This is a genomic window from Acidimicrobiia bacterium (genome assembly GCA_009694375.1).
Taxonomy (GTDB): Bacteria; Actinomycetota; Acidimicrobiia; order Acidimicrobiales; family VFJN01; genus VFJN01.
Window position 1 is genome coordinate 1 of record SHVB01000031.1, and the last position, 15,543, is coordinate 15,543.

Annotated in this window: 14 protein-coding genes; 6 read left to right on the top strand and 8 right to left on the bottom strand. The window is 66.8% G+C overall.

Annotated features, from left to right (window positions below; genetic code table 11):
- Nucleotides 1-329 (bottom strand): hypothetical protein (locus EXQ71_12425; protein MSO88300.1); only part of this gene is annotated, 329 nt, incomplete at its 3' end.
- Nucleotides 330-482: 153 nt separating this feature from the next.
- Here EXQ71_12425 and EXQ71_12430 point away from each other — a divergent pair.
- The 3 genes from EXQ71_12430 to EXQ71_12440 are packed head-to-tail and all read left to right on the top strand — an operon-like array spanning nucleotide 483 to nucleotide 3,141.
- Nucleotides 483-1,163 (top strand): response regulator transcription factor, encoded by a 681-nt coding sequence (locus tag EXQ71_12430; protein MSO88301.1) that lies wholly within the window; start codon nucleotides 483-485, stop codon nucleotides 1,161-1,163.
- Nucleotides 1,160-2,560, top strand: coding sequence for a HAMP domain-containing protein (locus EXQ71_12435; GenBank protein MSO88302.1), 1,401 nt, complete (start codon nucleotides 1,160-1,162; stop codon nucleotides 2,558-2,560). The genes EXQ71_12430 and EXQ71_12435 overlap by 4 nt, the downstream gene beginning before the upstream one ends.
- Nucleotides 2,557-3,141 carry a hypothetical protein gene (locus tag EXQ71_12440; protein MSO88303.1) on the top strand — a complete coding sequence of 195 codons (585 nt, stop codon included), beginning with the start codon at nucleotides 2,557-2,559 and terminating at the stop codon, nucleotides 3,139-3,141. Before EXQ71_12435 ends, EXQ71_12440 begins: the two co-directional genes overlap by 4 nt.
- 22 nt (nucleotides 3,142-3,163) lie before the next feature.
- Here EXQ71_12440 and EXQ71_12445 read toward each other — a convergent pair whose 3' ends face one another.
- Genes EXQ71_12445 through EXQ71_12465 form a run of 5 tightly spaced genes read right to left on the bottom strand, consistent with a single transcriptional unit; the run spans nucleotide 3,164 to nucleotide 8,457 of the window.
- The gene (locus EXQ71_12445; GenBank protein ID MSO88304.1) at nucleotides 3,164-4,162 is read right to left on the bottom strand and encodes a phosphotransferase family protein; all 999 of its coding nucleotides are present in this window, start codon (nucleotides 4,160-4,162) and stop codon (nucleotides 3,164-3,166) included.
- 47 nt (nucleotides 4,163-4,209) lie between these two features.
- Nucleotides 4,210-4,983, bottom strand: a complete 774-nt coding sequence (locus tag EXQ71_12450; protein MSO88305.1) for a 3-oxoacyl-ACP reductase — start codon at nucleotides 4,981-4,983, stop codon at nucleotides 4,210-4,212.
- An 11-nt stretch (nucleotides 4,984-4,994) separates the two neighbouring features.
- The gene (locus tag EXQ71_12455; GenBank protein ID MSO88306.1) at nucleotides 4,995-6,353 is read right to left on the bottom strand and encodes an aldehyde dehydrogenase; all 1,359 of its coding nucleotides are present in this window, start codon (nucleotides 6,351-6,353) and stop codon (nucleotides 4,995-4,997) included.
- Nucleotides 6,350-7,051 (bottom strand): gamma-glutamyl-gamma-aminobutyrate hydrolase family protein, encoded by a 702-nt coding sequence (locus EXQ71_12460; GenBank protein ID MSO88307.1) that lies wholly within the window; start codon nucleotides 7,049-7,051, stop codon nucleotides 6,350-6,352. The genes EXQ71_12455 and EXQ71_12460 overlap by 4 nt, the downstream gene beginning before the upstream one ends.
- A 26-nt stretch (nucleotides 7,052-7,077) precedes the next feature.
- The gene (locus tag EXQ71_12465; protein ID MSO88308.1) at nucleotides 7,078-8,457 is read right to left on the bottom strand and encodes a glutamine synthetase; all 1,380 of its coding nucleotides are present in this window, start codon (nucleotides 8,455-8,457) and stop codon (nucleotides 7,078-7,080) included.
- Between the two features lie 110 nt (nucleotides 8,458-8,567).
- Between EXQ71_12465 and EXQ71_12470 the strand changes: the two genes are divergently transcribed.
- Together EXQ71_12470 and EXQ71_12475 are read left to right on the top strand one after the other, a co-directional pair.
- Nucleotides 8,568-9,467 carry a hypothetical protein gene (locus tag EXQ71_12470; GenBank protein MSO88309.1) on the top strand — a complete coding sequence of 300 codons (900 nt, stop codon included), beginning with the start codon at nucleotides 8,568-8,570 and terminating at the stop codon, nucleotides 9,465-9,467.
- The gene (locus tag EXQ71_12475; GenBank protein ID MSO88310.1) at nucleotides 9,460-11,904 is read left to right on the top strand and encodes an FAD-dependent oxidoreductase; all 2,445 of its coding nucleotides are present in this window, start codon (nucleotides 9,460-9,462) and stop codon (nucleotides 11,902-11,904) included. The genes EXQ71_12470 and EXQ71_12475 overlap by 8 nt, the downstream gene beginning before the upstream one ends.
- A gap of 18 nt (nucleotides 11,905-11,922) precedes the next feature.
- Here the strand turns inward: EXQ71_12475 and EXQ71_12480 are convergent, their stop codons facing one another.
- Nucleotides 11,923-13,149: a cytochrome P450 gene (locus tag EXQ71_12480; GenBank protein MSO88311.1), complete on the bottom strand. Its 1,227-nt coding sequence runs from the start codon at nucleotides 13,147-13,149 to the stop codon at nucleotides 11,923-11,925.
- A 196-nt stretch (nucleotides 13,150-13,345) separates the two neighbouring features.
- Between EXQ71_12480 and EXQ71_12485 the strand changes: the two genes are divergently transcribed.
- Nucleotides 13,346-14,272, top strand: a complete 927-nt coding sequence (locus tag EXQ71_12485; protein MSO88312.1) for an LLM class F420-dependent oxidoreductase — start codon at nucleotides 13,346-13,348, stop codon at nucleotides 14,270-14,272.
- A gap of 12 nt (nucleotides 14,273-14,284) precedes the next feature.
- On the opposite strand, the gene EXQ71_12490 is transcribed toward EXQ71_12485, so the two are convergent.
- Nucleotides 14,285-15,543 (bottom strand): acyl-CoA dehydrogenase (locus EXQ71_12490; GenBank protein MSO88313.1); only part of this gene is annotated, 1,259 nt, incomplete at its 5' end.

The window sequence follows — 15,543 nt, forward strand, 5'->3', positions numbered from 1 at the left end:
TCGGCCTCATCGGCGTCATCGGCATCGTCATTGACACCGTCGGTGGCGTCGTCGACCAAATCATCGGCCTCCTCTACACCATCGGCCGGCGAGGATCCGTCCGGATCCACCCCGGGATCCACCGCCACGTCCAGCGGCGAATCGACGGCGGCGGTGGGAGTGTCGTCGGTCACCACAACGTCCTCCGGGCTGAAGGGCTCGGGAGAAGAGCTGTTGATCAGCCCCACGCTCATCGCGGCAGCCGAGCCGCCAAAGGCCAGCACACCGGCGGCTACCGCAGCGATGCCCAGGGCCTTCGCTCGGGACAAATCTTTGAGGGGGTTTTTCATGGGAGAGTGCCTTTCACTTCGGGGAGATACTGCGTTCACCATAGGGATGCGCTCCCCAGGTATCGGCTAGGTCAGCCCCACGACTCCACCAGCATTTGGCAAAGTTTTGGTAAGCACACCCCCGCTGACGGTCATTCCGACCAGAATGTCACCATGAGGGTCTTACTCGTTGAGGACGACGAGTCCATCGCCGAATCGTTGATCGCGGGCCTGGAGCGCGAGCGCTTCATGGTTACCTGGGTGACTACCGGCGGTGGGGCCCTTGCGGAGGCCCACGAAGGGTTCGACTTGGTGTTGCTCGACCTCGGCCTGCCCGACCTCGATGGCCTAGACGTCTGCCGCGCGTTGCGCCAAGCCAGCGACGTACCCATCATCGTGTTGACCGCCCGAGACACGGAAACAGATCGAGTGGTCGGGCTTGAATTGGGAGCCGACGACTACCTGGGAAAACCCTTCGGATTCCGCGAGTTGCTCGCCCGCATTCGTGCCGTCCTGCGGCGTCGGGGACCGTCGGACCACCGCGAACACCCGGATCGGCTCGAGTGTGGGCCCATCGCCGTAGACCTGCGCACCCACGAAGCCCGGGTGGAAGGCACCGCCGTGGACCTCACCCCTAAGGAGTTCGACCTCCTCTGCTATCTCATCGAAGACCCTGGGGCCATCCGCACGCGCCAAGGAATCCTCGAGGAGGTCTGGGACCGTAATTGGTTTGGCCCCACCAAGACCCTCGACGTCCACATCGCTTCGCTGCGCCGCAAACTTGGTGATCCGACGCTGATCGAAACGGTTCGGGGCGTGGGGTTCCGGGCCCGACCGAGCGAACCGTTGCCATGACCGCTCGCATCATCGCGGTGCTGCTCACCGTCACGGTGGTCGTGCTCGTGGCCCTCGAAGTACCCCTGGCGGTGACCTTCAAACAACAACGCACCACCGAAGCCACCACCGCCTTAGAGCGCGATGCGCTGGCCATCGGCGACTACGTGGAGGAGAGCATCGAGAGCGGCGACACCGTCACCATCGGTACCACCGTCGCCGCCTACCAAGACCAAAGCGGAGCCCGCGCCGTCATCGTGGACCAAGCGGGCCTGGCGGTAGCCGACTCAGACCCCACCACCGGTGTGGGGACTGCCATCGGACGGTCCTTCGCCACCCGCCCAGAGATCATCAGTGCCCTCGCCGGCGACACCGCCATCGTGACCCGCCGGTCCGACACCCTCCAGGAGACCCTCCTCGTGGTGGCGGCCCCAATCCGCGCCGGAGGCAGCGTGATCGGTGCCGTGCGGGTGAGCCGACCGCGCCATGAACTCGACGAAGAGGTGCTCCACTACTGGTTGGCCCTGCTGGCCATCGGGTTGGTCAGCGTGGCGGTAGCGGTTGGTCTTGGTCTCGGAGTGGGGCGGTGGGCCACCCGAGCGTTGGTAGATCTCCAGGGCGTAGCCAACGAACTCGAAAAAGGGGATCTCGACTCCCGCGCCAGCACCGAGACCGGGCCACCAGAAGTACGCGATCTGGCCGTGCGTTTCAATGCCATGGCCGACCGATTGTCGTCGTTGGTTCGCTCATCCCAGGACTTTGCCGCCGATGCCTCCCATCAACTTCGCACCCCACTCACCGCCGTGCGGTTGCGCTTGGACAACCTGGCCGCCACCCGGGAAGATGACCCATCCATCGACGCCGTTCTGGCCGACATCGGACGTCTCGAGCGCACCATCGACGCACTGCTGGCCTTCACCCGCATCGACCGCGAGCCCACCCGGCAGGAGCGTCTCGGCGCGGGGGCGAGCCTGCGGGAACGGGCCGCCGCCTGGGCCCCGGCCGCCGAGGACGGCTCCATTCAGATCGTGGTCGAAGATAGGGAGGTGGCGGGGGCAACCATCCTGTTCGACCGCAACCATCTCGAACAGGTGCTCGACAACCTCATCGCCAACGCCCTCGTGGCCGCCCCCGCAGGCAGCGAGGTCGAACTGCGGGGCGTGCGCGAGGGCGAGTTCCTCGCCCTGCACGTGACCGACCACGGCCCGGGCCTCGCCGCCGAGGATCTCGAGCGAGCCTTCGATCGCCATTGGGGCCTCCGCCCCGATGGCACCGGCCTGGGCCTGGCCATCGTCCGACGCCTGTGTGCCAACAACCGCGCCACCGCTCGCCTCCAGGCCACCCCCGGCGGGGGCCTCGACGCCGTCATCGTGATCCCCCGCGCCCAGGCCACCGGCGGCGAGAGTGGCTCACTGTGAAGGACCTCCAGCCCGTACGGGTGGCCATTGCCGTGACCCTGGTCGTGCTGCTGGCGGGCGGCGGGGCTCTGATCAACCTGCGGCTCATCGATGCCCACAACGCCAACCTCGACCCCGTAGCGGTGGCGCGGTTCACCACCGACGCCCCCGGAGGGGCCCCCAGCCGCCTGGATTCCCCCGCTCCCCCCGCTCCCCCCGCTCCCGCCGACGCCGCCGACGACGCCGACGACGCCGCCGGGCCCGCTTCCCCCAACCCGGCGGCCGGACCAACCGATGCCCCCACCACAGCGGCCGTCCCCATCCCGGCCCCCGGGGTGACCACCCGCACCCCGAACCCCGCCCCATCGGCGGTGGTCACGTCCCACTCCCTCGGTGCGGCCGGAACGCTGATCCTCGCCGTACAAGACGGAACCGTCACGGTGATTTCGGTGCAGATGACCGAGGGTTGGACGTACGAGACGAAGAAACAAACCCCTGATGAGGTTGAACTGGACTTCCAGCGCGCCGACACCGAACTCTCCTTCCGGGCCCGCCTCGAAAACGGAAGATTGCGGGTGGAGATCGACGAAGACGACGACTAACCGCCGCATCTCGGCGGACGAATCAGGCCGCCGAGATCCGGTCCGCTGCTCGGCTGAACAGTCCGAGGGTGGTGGCGTGCAGCAGGTCTCCGATCGCCACGGGGGCCTGCCCGGCGCAGGCCCGGGCGTGGGTGCCTTCGAGAATGATGCCGAGTTTGAAACAGGCCAGCACCTCGTACCAGACCATCGCCGATACATCGCGGGTGGTGCCCTCGGCGTAACGAGCCACCAGTTCTCCCGCCGTGGGCAAGCCCCCGTCGGTACTGAGCGGCCCCCCACCGATTCCCCCTTGGTCTCCGGTGGGCCAGGTGGCCAACAACCAACCCAGATCCAGGAGGGGGTCGCCAATGGTGCACATTTCCCAGTCCACGATGGCGGCCACCTCAGGGCCATCGGGCCGGTACAACAAGTTGGCCAGGTGGTAGTCGCCGTGCGACAAGCCGGGGGTGAACCGCGCCGGTCGGTGCCGATCGAGCCAGGTCGCCACGTCGTGCAGGCCAGGAATGCTCGGCCCGGGGTACCCCTCGTGAACCCCGTAGGAATCCAGTTCGGACAGCCAACGAGGTACCTGTCGTTCGAGGAACCCGGCCGGGGAACCCATGTCACCGAGACCCACCGCAACGTGATCCACCGCCCCCAGGGCCGCCAGGGCATCGACCGCCGCCAGACCCATGGCATGGCGAACGTCGCGATCTCCCGCGTGCAGGGCCGGGAGCGTGATCGTGGGGTTGAAACCATCGACCGCCTCCATCAGATAAAACACCGCGTCCCCCCCGAGCACAGACTCGTCGGGGCAGGCCGCCAGCAGTTCGGGATGCGGAACCGCACTCCCCGCCAACGCCGCCAGCACCCGCATCTCCCGGCGAAGGGCATCGTTACTCGTACGTCGTAGATGCCACGGGCCTCGGCGCAATACGAAGGTGGTGCCACCCCGCTCAAAGCGTAGGAGAACATTTTGGGTGCCGCCCACCAACGGCTCCACCGCCTCGATAGGACCTGCCGGAAGATCCTGACCGTCCATCCAGGCCGCCAGGGCCGCCAAATCGATCGAGGGCGACGGGTCAGCCCTCACAACGGCGTGACGTAGGCGCCGGAGATCCCCCCGTCCACCAGGAAGGTGGCGCCGGTCATGAACGACGCATCATCGCTGGCCAAAAAAGCCACCGCGGCAGCGATCTCGTCGGCTTCACCAAAGCGTCCCATCGGAATGTGCACCAACCGGCGGGCGGCCCGCTCCGGATCCTTCGCGAACAGTTCCCGCAGCAGCGGCGTATTGACCGGGCCGGGGCACAGGGCGTTCACACGGATCCCCTGCCGGGCGAACTCCACTGCCAGTTCACGACTGAGCGCCAGAACACCGCCTTTGGATGCCGTATAGGAGATCTGCGAGGTGGCGGCGCCCATCACGGCCACAAAGGATGCCGTGTTGATGATCGAGCCGCGCCCCTGGCGTTGCATGTGCCCCAGGGCGTACTTGCAGCACAAAAACACCGACGTGAGGTTCACCTCCTGCACCCGTCGCCACGCCTCCAACCCGGTGGTGAGGATGGAGTCGTCGTCGGGGGGGGAAATGCCCGCGTTGTTGAAGGCGATGTCCACCGCGCCATAGGCCTCCACGGTGGCGGCAAACAACCCCTCCACCTGACCCTCGTCGGTCACATCGGTAGCCACGAACAGGCCCCCCACCGCGGCGGCGGCCTCCGCGCCACTGGAGTGTTCGAGATCGGCAATCACCACCGTGGCCCCCTCGGCCGCAAGGCGGTGGGCGGTGGCGAGACCAATGCCCCCGGCCCCGCCCGTGATCACCGCGACGCGTCCATCCAAACGTTGGGTGAGATCCACAAAAGCTCCGATCAGGTTGAGATGAAGACGTTCTTCACGTCGGTGAAACAAGACAGCGCATCTGGTCCCAGTTCACGGCCGAGGCCCGACTGCTTGAAGCCGCCGAAGGGGGTCCAGTAGCGAACCGAGGAGTGTGAGTTCACCGAGAGATTCCCGGCCTCCACCCCCCGGGCCACCCGCAGGGCCCGCCCCCCGTTTTCCGTCCAGATCGAACCCGACAGGCCGTACGGGCTGTCGTTGGCGATGCGGATGGCATCGGCTTCGTCATCGAAGGGCACCACGGTGACCACTGGCCCAAAAATCTCCTCCCGGAAGGCCCGGTCGCTCATCCCCACCGGGGCCAGGACCGTGGGCGGATACCAGAAACCAGGCCCATCGGGGACCGTGCCCCGAAACGCCACCGGCGCCCCTTCCGGTACGTAGGCCGCCACCGATTCTCGGTGGGCGGCGGAGATCAGCGGGCCCATCTCGGTGTCCTCGAGCGTGGGATCCCCCACCCGTACCCCCGCCACCGCCGGGATCAGCAAGGCCAGGAAGCGGTCGTGCACCGACCGCTCTACGAGAATGCGCGAGCGGGCGCAACAGTCCTGGCCGGCGTTGTCGAAAACGGCGTAGGGGGCGGTGGCGGCGGCGCGCTCCAGATCGGCGTCGCCAAATACGATGTTGGCGCTTTTGCCCCCGAGTTCAAGGGTGATGCGCGTCATGGTGGCGGCCGCCCCCACCATCACTGAGCGGCCCACCTCGGTCGATCCGGTGAACACGATCTTGCGGACGTCGGGGTGATCCACCAACCGCTGCCCTACCACCGATCCCTGACCCGGGATCACCTGAAACACCTCAGGCGGGATCCCCGCCTCCATCGCCAAGTGACCCAGACGCAGGGCGGTCAGCGGGGTCACCTCGGCCGGCTTGAGCACCACGGTGTTCCCCGCCGCCAACGCCGGGGCAAAGCCCCAGGCGGCGATGGGCATCGGGAAGTTCCACGGGACGATCACCCCCACCACCCCCAGCGGTTCATGGAAGGTGATGTTCACGCCGCCCGCCACGGGGATCTGCCGACCAAAAAGCCGTTCGGGCGCCCCGGCGTAGTAGTCGATCACGTCGCGGGCATTCCCCGCTTCCCAGCGGGCGTTGGTGATGGTGTGGCCAGCGTTGGCTACCTCCAGAGACGCCAAGTGCTCGCCATCGGCATCCACGGCGGCGGCAAAGCGTCGCAGCAGGCGGGCGCGGTCCCCCGGGGCCACGGCCGCCCAGGCCGGAAAGGCGGCCCGCGCGCGAGCAACGGCGGCATCCACCTCCTCGATGGGGGTGCGCACCACCCGGGCCACCACCGCTTCGGTCGCCGGATTGATCACCTCGTGCACGCTCACGGCGACCACCCCGCCGCGGCCACGAGCGCGGCAAACAAGCGCTCGTCGGCCGCCGCTTCTGGGTGCCACTGCACGCCGAGCGCGAACCGGGACCCGTCGAGTTCCACGCCTTCGATCGTGCCATCGGCGGCCCGCGCGCTCACCATCAGCCCATCGCCCAGTCGGTCGATGGCCTGATGGTGATGACACCACCCCGCCGGCTCATCGCCCACGATGGCGTGTAGTCGGCTGCCGGGCACTACCACCAGCGGCACGGTCGAATAACCCCCGGGCACCGCTCTGTGGGTCGCCGCCCCCAGCACCTCTGGGAGGTGCTGATGCAGCGTGCCACCGCAAGCCACGTTTATCAGTTGCGCACCGCGACACACCGCCAGCACCGGTTGATCAGCGGCGAGAGCAGCCCGCAAAAGCGCCAACTCCCACTCGTCGCGAGCAGGGCCGGGAGCATCAGTCTCGGGATGGGGGGCGGCGCCGTAGAGGTTCGGGCCGACGTCGCTACCACCCGCAAGGACCAACCCGTCGAGCCCGGCCACCACCACCGCCGCCGCCGCCTGAACATCACCGGGCACGATGGGGGCCAGCAGCAGAGGCAGACCGCCGGATCGGGCCACCATGGTCGGGTAGTCCGATGGGATCACCACGGCAGACTGATCCCAGGGCCCCCACTGGGCGCGCACCACCGCCGCGGTCAGCCCAATCCGAGGCAGCGCCACGGCCCGCCCCCTCACAGGCGTTCGAACCCGCGAACGCGTTCCCAGTCGGTGACGGCGGCATCAAAAACGGCTTGCTCCGCATGGGCGGCGTGCCCGTAATGCTTCACCACGTCGTCGCCGAAGGCCGCCCGAGCCACGGCCGAACCTTCGAACAGCGCCGTGGCCTCCCGCAGGGTGGAGGGCATCCGGGGTCGGTCAGCGAGGTAGGCGTTGCCGGTGAACTCGGGCTCCAATCCGAGTTGGTTCTCCACCCCGTGGAGCCCGGCGGCAATCACCCCCGCGAGCGCCAGGTAGGGGTTGACGTCGCCACCGGGCACTCGGTTTTCCGCCCGCAGAGAAGCCCCATGGCCCACCACCCGGATGGCGCAGGTTCGGTTATCGCGCCCCCAGGCCACGGTGGTGGGGGCAAAACTGCCCTCCACGAAACGTTTATAGGAGTTCACGTTGGGCGCATAGAACAGGGAAAACTCCTCCAAACAGGCCAGTTGACCGGCCAGCCACTGCTCCATCAACGGCGAGAACCCTTCGGCATTACCCACACCATTACCGGCCATCACCGGCGTGCCGTCATCAGAACGCACGCTGAGATGGATGTGACAGGAGTTGCCTTCGCGCTCGTCGTACTTGGCCATGAAGGTGAGGCTCATGCCCTCTTGCGCGGCAATCTCCTTGGCTCCGAGTTTGTAGACGGAGTGCTGATCGGCGGTGATGAGCGCTTCGTCGTACTTGAACGCGATCTCATGCTGCCCGAGGTTGCACTCACCCTTGGCCGACTCCACCACCAGACCGGCGCCGGTCATCTCGTTACGGATACGGCGCAGCAACGGCTCCACCCGCCCGGTGCCCAGCAGCGAATAGTCCACGTTGTATTGGTTGGCGGGAGTCATGCCCTGATAGCGGCGCGTCCAGGCGTCCTCGTAACTGTCTTGGAACACGATGAACTCAAGTTCGGTGCCGGCGTAGGCCACCAAGCCATGCTGGGCCAACCGGTCGATCTGGCGGCGCAGGATCTGGCGGGGCGAGGTCATCACCGCCGAGCCGTCCTCCCGGGCCAGATCACATGACACCAGCGCGGTGGCCGGATGCCAAGGCACGAGGCGCAAGGTGGCGAGATCGGGCCGAAGCATAAAGTCGCTGTAGCCCTCGTCCCACGACGTCATGGCGTACCCGCTCACCGTTTCCATGTCCACGTCGGTGGCCAAGAGGTAGCTGCACCCTTCCGACCCATGAGACAACACGTCGTCGAGGAAGAACTGGGCGTGGCAGCGCTTCCCCTGGAGGCGTCCCTGCATGTCGGTAAAGGCCACCACCACGGTGTCGATCTCGCCCTGTTCCACCAGGCGGCGTAAGTTCTCAACGGTCAAGGATGAAGTCACAGCGCAGTCAACCATACCCCGGCGCGTTGTGTTCGAAGACCTGGTAGACACCGCCGTACCACCCCGGCTGGGGCCCACTGCGAGGGTGAAGACATGACCAAGAGCCATACCCCTAAGCCGCGCTGATGGAGTTGGACGAACTGCTCGACGGCGTGCCGGGCTGGGGGGGTCGAGCACGCACCGTGGTGCCCCTCAAGGGCGGCATCACCAACCGCAACTACCGCGTGACGGTGGACGGCGAACACTTTGTGATGCGGGTTCCCGGCGAACACACCGCGCTGTTGGGCATCAACCGTCACCACGAACGCGCCGCCGCCGAACAAGCCGCTCGCCTCGGGATCGCGCCCGCGGTGAAGGCCTTCGTGGAATCGACCGGGGTGCTAGTCACCCGATTCGTCGCGGGCGGTTCCCCCGGCGCCGAGGCGCTCGGTCGCCCCCCGCTCTTGGGTGAGGTGGCCGCCCTCCTGCGAATCGTGCACGAAGCGCCCGCCATCGCCGCCCCCTTCGACTGGTACCGAGTGCCACCGATGTACGCCGCCGTCGCGGTGGAACACGGGGTGCGTATCCCGGAGGCCTTCGGGCCGGCCATGGAGGTGGCCGAGACGGTGCGGAGCGCCTTCGCCGCTTCACCCGAGCCGCTCTGCCCGTGCCACAACGACCTCCTCGCCGCCAACTTCCTCCTCACCTCCGAGGGGAGGCTCCAACTCATCGACTGGGAGTATGCCGGGATGAACGATCGGTTCTTCGACCTCGGGAACTTCGCGGTGAACAACGGCCTGGAGGACGACGAAGGCCTCATCGCCGCCTACTTCGGCGCCGTGACGGCCCGGCCTCTGGCCCGGCTGCGCCTCATGCGGCTGATCAGCGACCTCCGCGAGGCCATGTGGGGTTTGGTGCAGGCCGGGGTCAGCTCACTAGAGGTGGATTTCCTCGCCTATTCCAACGAGCACATGGACCGTTTTTTGCACAATGCAGGGCGCTCCGGGTTCGCCCGCCTCCTCGAGGAAGCCGCCGAGGATGCGTGATCACGCAGAGGTAGTGGTGATCGGTGCGGGAGTGGGCGGCGCGTCGATTGCCTACCACCTCGCCAAAGCGGGCTGCACCGACGTCATCGTGCTCGACCGCGCCGAGCCCACCAGCGGAAGCACCTTCCACTCCGCCGGTCTGGTGGGGCAGCTACGAGGCTCCCTGCCCCTCACCCGCATGATGATGCACAGCGTCGATCTTTATCGTCGGTTGGAGGCGGAAGCGGCCGACACCGGTCGCTCGCCCGGCTGGCGTGAAGTTGGCTCGCTTCGTCTGGCCTCCACCCCCGAACGACTGGCGGAACTGAACCGCCAGAGCGGGTGGGCCAAGACCTTCGGCCTACCGGTGGAACTGGTATCGCCCGCCGAAGCCCACACCCTGTTCCCGCTCATGGACCCCACCGGGGTGCTCGGCGCCCTGTGGCTGCCCACCGACGGCTATCTCGACCCCAGTGGCCTTACCTATGCCTTACTCGGGGCCGCCAAGGCCCAGGGGGTGACGCTCGAAGCGGGGGTGCGGGTCATGGACCTCGTAGTGCGCGACGGCCGCATCCGCCAGGTCGTCACCGATCATGGCACCATCACCACCAGCACGGTGGTGGCGGCGTGCGGCATCTACACGCCCGAGGTCACGGCGATGGCCGGGGTAGACGTCCCCATCGTCCCGATGGCCCATCAATACCTCATCACCCGGGAGATCGATGGCGTCACGCCCGACCTCCCGCAACTACGAGACCCCGACAACCTCATCTACTTCCGTCCTGAAGGGCACGGACTGGTGCTCGGCGGCTACGAACGAAATCCGGCCCCGTGGTCCGTCCATGGCGTACCCGCCGACTTCAACAATCGCCTCCTCCGCGAGGATTGGGATCGCTTCGCTCCCCTCATGGCCCTGGCCTGTGAGCGGGTACCGGCCGCGGAGGAAACCGCCATCGTGCAACTCATCAACGGACCGGAGGCCTTCACTCCCGACAACGAGTTTGTGCTCGGTGAGAGCGAGGTGGCGGGGTTCTTCGTGGCGGCGGGGTTCTGCGCCCATGGCATCGCCGGCGCTGGTGGAGTGGGCCGCGTCATGGCGGAATGGATCCTCGACGGCCAGCCCGGGTTCGACACCTGGAAGATGGACATCCGCCGCTTCGGGCCGCAGTACCGCAGCCGCGCCTATGCCGTGGCGCGCACCGTCGAGGTGTACGCCACCTATTACGACATCCACTACCCCAACGAGGAGCGCTTGGCCGGGCGACCTCTCCGGCGCTCCCCCGCCTACCCCGCCCTCGTCGCACTCGGCGGCGTGTTCGGTGAAAAAAGCGGCTGGGAGCGACCGAACTGGTTCGCCCCGAATGAGCGCACCGAACACGACCCTCTCCGTCCCCGAGGATGGGCGGGCCAGCACTGGCACTCGGCCATAGCAACCGAGGCGCTGGCGTGCCGAGACACGGCGGTGCTGTTCGACGAAACCAGTTTCTCCAAGGTTGAAATTGCTGGACCGGGGGCCAGCGCGTTCCTGAACCGCATCGCCGCCAACGAAGTGGATCGGCCGGTCGGATCAGTGACCTACAGCCAGTTACTCAACGACGGCGGTGGCATCGAGGCCGACGTCACCCTCACGCGCCTCGCCGCCGACCGCTATCTCATGGTCACCGGAACGGCCTTTGGCACTCATGATCTCCGATGGCTCCAGCAACAACAGGCCACCCAGCGGGAAGGAGAACGTTGCCAAGTGGGCGACGTCACTTCAGCCTGGGCGTGCTTCGGACTCTGGGGACCGGCGGCGCGGCGGGTGCTTCAACCACTCACCGACACCTCGCTGGAAACGGACGTCTTTCCCTACCTCAGTGCCCAGCGGATCAACCTCGGGGCCGTACCGGTGCTGGCGGTGCGGGTGACCTTCGTGGGCGAGTTGGGGTGGGAGTTGTACTGCCCCACCGAGTACGGCGCCACGCTGTGGGACCAACTGTGGGCGGCGGGGGCCGACCACGGCCTACTGGCCGGGGGGTACCGGGCCATCGACTCCCTCCGGGTGGAGAAGGGCTATCGGGTGTGGGGCGCTGACATCACCCCGGCGGACAACCCCTACGAAGCCGGCCTCGGCTTTGCTGTGCGGCTCGACAAGCCGGGCGGGTTCGTGGGGCGGGACGCGCTCGCCCGTGTCCACCAGCAAGGCCCGACGCGACGGTTGCGGACGCTCGTGTTGGATGACCCCCTCGCCGTGCCGCTTGGATCCGAACCGGTACGCATCGACGGGCGCGTGGGGGGCCGGGTCACCAGCGGAAGTCAGGGTTTCCGCATGGACCAAGCCATCGCCTTCGCCTACCTACCCACCCCGCAGTCCGCGTTGGGCCAGCGCGTTGAGGTGGAGGTATTCGGTGAGTGGATCGGTGCCGAGGTGGGGCACACCTCGCGCTACGACCCCTCCGGCGATCGCATCCGGGGGTGAGGCGGCGGCGAGTCGAGGTTACGCCTCGGGGCCAAAGCGCAACGGGAGCCGACTCGGGCCCCAGATCCCCATGCCGGGCGGCTTCCACTCGATGGGACCATCCATGGAGATGACGGGCATGCGCCGGGCGAGGACTTGGAGAGATTCCTGCAGTTCGGCGCGAGCCAACGATGCCCCCAGACAGAAATGGATGCCTGAGCCGAAGGTCATCTGAGGGGCCACCGAGGGTGGACGACCAATATCGAAGCGGTGGGAATCGGTGAAGGCATCGTCATCGAAGTTGGCGGTGGCAAGACTGGCGATCACGAGGGTGCCGGCGGGAAACAGCACGTCGCGATACTCAATGTCTTCGGAGGCGATCCGGGCAGTGAGGCGCACGGCGCCGAGGTGCCTCATCGTCTCCTCCACGGCCCCGGAGGCCAGTTCGGGGTCGGCGGCCAGGCGGGCCCATTGGTCCGGGTACTCGGTGAAGAGGGCCATCGAACAAGCCAGTTGGTTACGGGTCGTATCGGTGCCAGCCATCAAGACGGACTCGGTCATCATCACCAGCTCATCGGTGGAAAGACGATCCCCCTCCTCCTCCACGGCGATCATGTGACTGAGCAGGTCATCGGCCGGTTTGGCGCGGCGCTCCTCCACCATGTGACGCACGTACACATCCAGATCTGACATGGCGGCTTGGATGGCGGGCAGGTCATTGGCGATGTCGTTGTTGAAGATCCGAAAAATATCGGTGGCCCAACTGGAGAAGAGTTTCCAATCCTCTTTCGGTGCGCCGAGCAACTCACAGATGATCGGTATCGGGTAGGGCTCACAGATGTCCTGCACCAGCTCACAGCGACCTTCGGCGGCTACGGCGTCGACGAGTTCGTTCACGACTTGGCGCATGAACGGCCGCAATTGTTCCGTGGCTCGGGGCGTGAAGGCCGGGGCGGCCAGGCGCCGGAGGCGGGTGTGCTCAGCCCCTTCCATGCCCAAGATGGATCGCTGCTGACGCTCCAGCATCGGGCCGGTTACCCCGGCCAACTCGGGCAGGACCGAAAAGGCGGAATGGAAACGTCGCTCCCGCAGGACTGCCCTCACGTCTTCGTGCTTCGTGACGGCGTAACCCAACGGCACGCGGGTGAGCCAGTGCTGCGCTCCCGCCGCCTGGAAGGCGGCCACCATGTCGCGACGCTCAAGGCCGGTGGCATCCACCTCGGGCAGATCCAGGTCGGACAATGAGGTGGTCATCGGGGCCTCCATCAGTGGGGACCGCCCAGCGTAACCACGCCTCACTCGCCGGTGCGAAGAATGCTCACCGCCAGCCGGCGAGGAAGCCACCGTCTCATCTCGGTGCCCTCACTGTCTCGGACCCACTGAAGCGCGTGACCGTCCCGGTTCGATCTATCTCCGGCCCGCCGAACGTCTTGCCCACCGTGCGATCTCCTAGATTGCGGGGATGCAGTTCGCCATCACCCATCCCCTGGTGTCGCATCCGTATCACCCCGATCTGGTTACCGGAGCGGGGATCGCGGCGGTGGCCCGGGGGGCGGAGGCGGCTGGCTTCAACGGGATCGGTTTCACCGATCACCCCGCCCCATCGCAGCGTTGGCTCGACGGCGGTGGCCACGATGCCCTCGACCCGTTCGTCGCGCTGTCCTTCTGCGCCGCCACCACAGAACGAATCCGGCTGATCCCCAACATTGTGGTGCTCCCGTACCGGAACCCGTTCATGGTGGCGAAGGCCGGTGCCACCCTTGATCTGCTTTCCGGGGGTCGCTTCACCCTGGCGGTAGGCGTGGGATATCTCAAAGGGGAGTTCGCGGCGTTGGGCGTGAACCATGCCGAGCGCAACGAACTTTTCGACGAGGCACTGGCGGTGGTGGTGGCGGCCTGGACGACCGACGAAGTTACCCACGAAGGCCTGCACTTCAACTCCCGGGGGGTGACAGCCCACCCCCGGCCGCTGGCCCGCCCGCATCCGCCAATCTGGATCGGGGGTAACAGCGGCCGAGCCCGGCAACGGGTGGCCGACCACGCCCAGGGTTGGGCGCCCTTTTCGGCCCCCGCCGGGGTGGCTCGTACCGCTCGAACCGCCGTGCTCGACACACCGAAGGCGTTGTCGGTGGCCGTGGCGGACCTGCACTCCCGCCTCGAGGAAGCCGGTCGGGATCCGGCGGATATCGACATCACCTTCTCCACCGGGGCCGGCGGCGATCCGGCGGTCGAGGCCTTCAACGCCGATGCCCACCTCGAAGGTCTCGCCGCCCTGGCGGCCATCGGGGTTACCTGGGTACAGGTGGGGCTGCCCGGCGACGACCTCGGGCGCACCCTGGCCACCATCGAACGCTACGGCGAGCAGGTGATCGCCCCGATGACGGGCTGATCGTGGGGCTGATTAGCTGCGGCCGGCGAAATACTTGGCGTACCCGTCGGCGAGTACCCGCAACTCGGGGTCGGCCTTGAACAGTGGCTCAAACTTCTCCTGGGCAGCCGCGCGCTTGGCGGGGAAATACTCGGTGGGCCAGTAACCCTCGTGAGGTCGGTACCCCTTCAGGACGTTGCGGGCCACGGTGGATTTGTGAACCTCATCCACCCCATCGGCGATGCCCATCGTGGGGGCGGCCGCGTACATGGCTTGAAGCGGAGTGAGGTTCGTGGTGCCGAGCGATCCGAGAATGTGCAGAGCGTTGAAGGACACTTCGCGAAGCACCTTGGCCATCGAATATTTCACCGCCGCGATATCGGTGCGGGTTTCTTGCGTGCTCGTGTGGTCTATCTTCCAGGCCGTCTCCAGCACGAAGAGGCGCAACATCGCGATGGAGGCGTAGGAGTCGGCGATCTTCTCCTGCACCATCTGGTGCTCGGCAATGGTCTTGCCGTGCGATTCCCGGCTCAGGGCTCGCTCACACATCATGTCGAAGGCCAGTTTGCACTGAGCGATGGTGCGCATGGCGTGGTGAATCCGACCCCCGCCCAAACGCCGTTGGGCCAGCACCTTGGCCCCGTCCTCCGGACCGAGCAAGTGGTCGAGGGGGATCCGAACCTCGTTGTAGATGATGTGGTTGTGGTTGCGCGGCTCGGGTTGAATCTCCACCCCGGGGGTGGCCCGCGGCACCACAAACATGCCGTTAGTGCACATGACGAAAAGAATGTCCGCCACCCGCCCCGCGCTGGTGAACCACTTCTCGCCGTTGATGACCCACTCGTCGCCGTCGCGGGTGGCGAAGGTGCGGAACAAGTTCGGGTCCGAGCCACCCTGGGGCTCGGTCATGGAGTAAGCCGACCAGAGTTCTTGGTTGAGCATCGGGGTGAGCCAGCGCTCCTTCTGCTCATCGGTGCCGTAGGCGGCCAGCATCTCCATGTTGCCCGTGTCGGGAGCGGCAGCCCCGAACATCTGCGGGGCCGATGAGTACCGGCCGAGAATCTCGTTCAGCAGGCCGAGTTTGAGTTGCCCGTAGCCGGGTCCGCCTAGTTCCTCGTCGAGGAAGATCGCCCACAACCCCTGGGCCTTGACCTGGTCCTGTAGGCCCCTCACCAGACCCCGGATCTTGGGGTCCTTGGACCGCACCGCATACGGGAAGACGTATTCGAGCGGTTCAACCTCCTCGCGACAGAACTGCTCGACCCAGTCCAATTTCTGCTGGAACTCGGGCT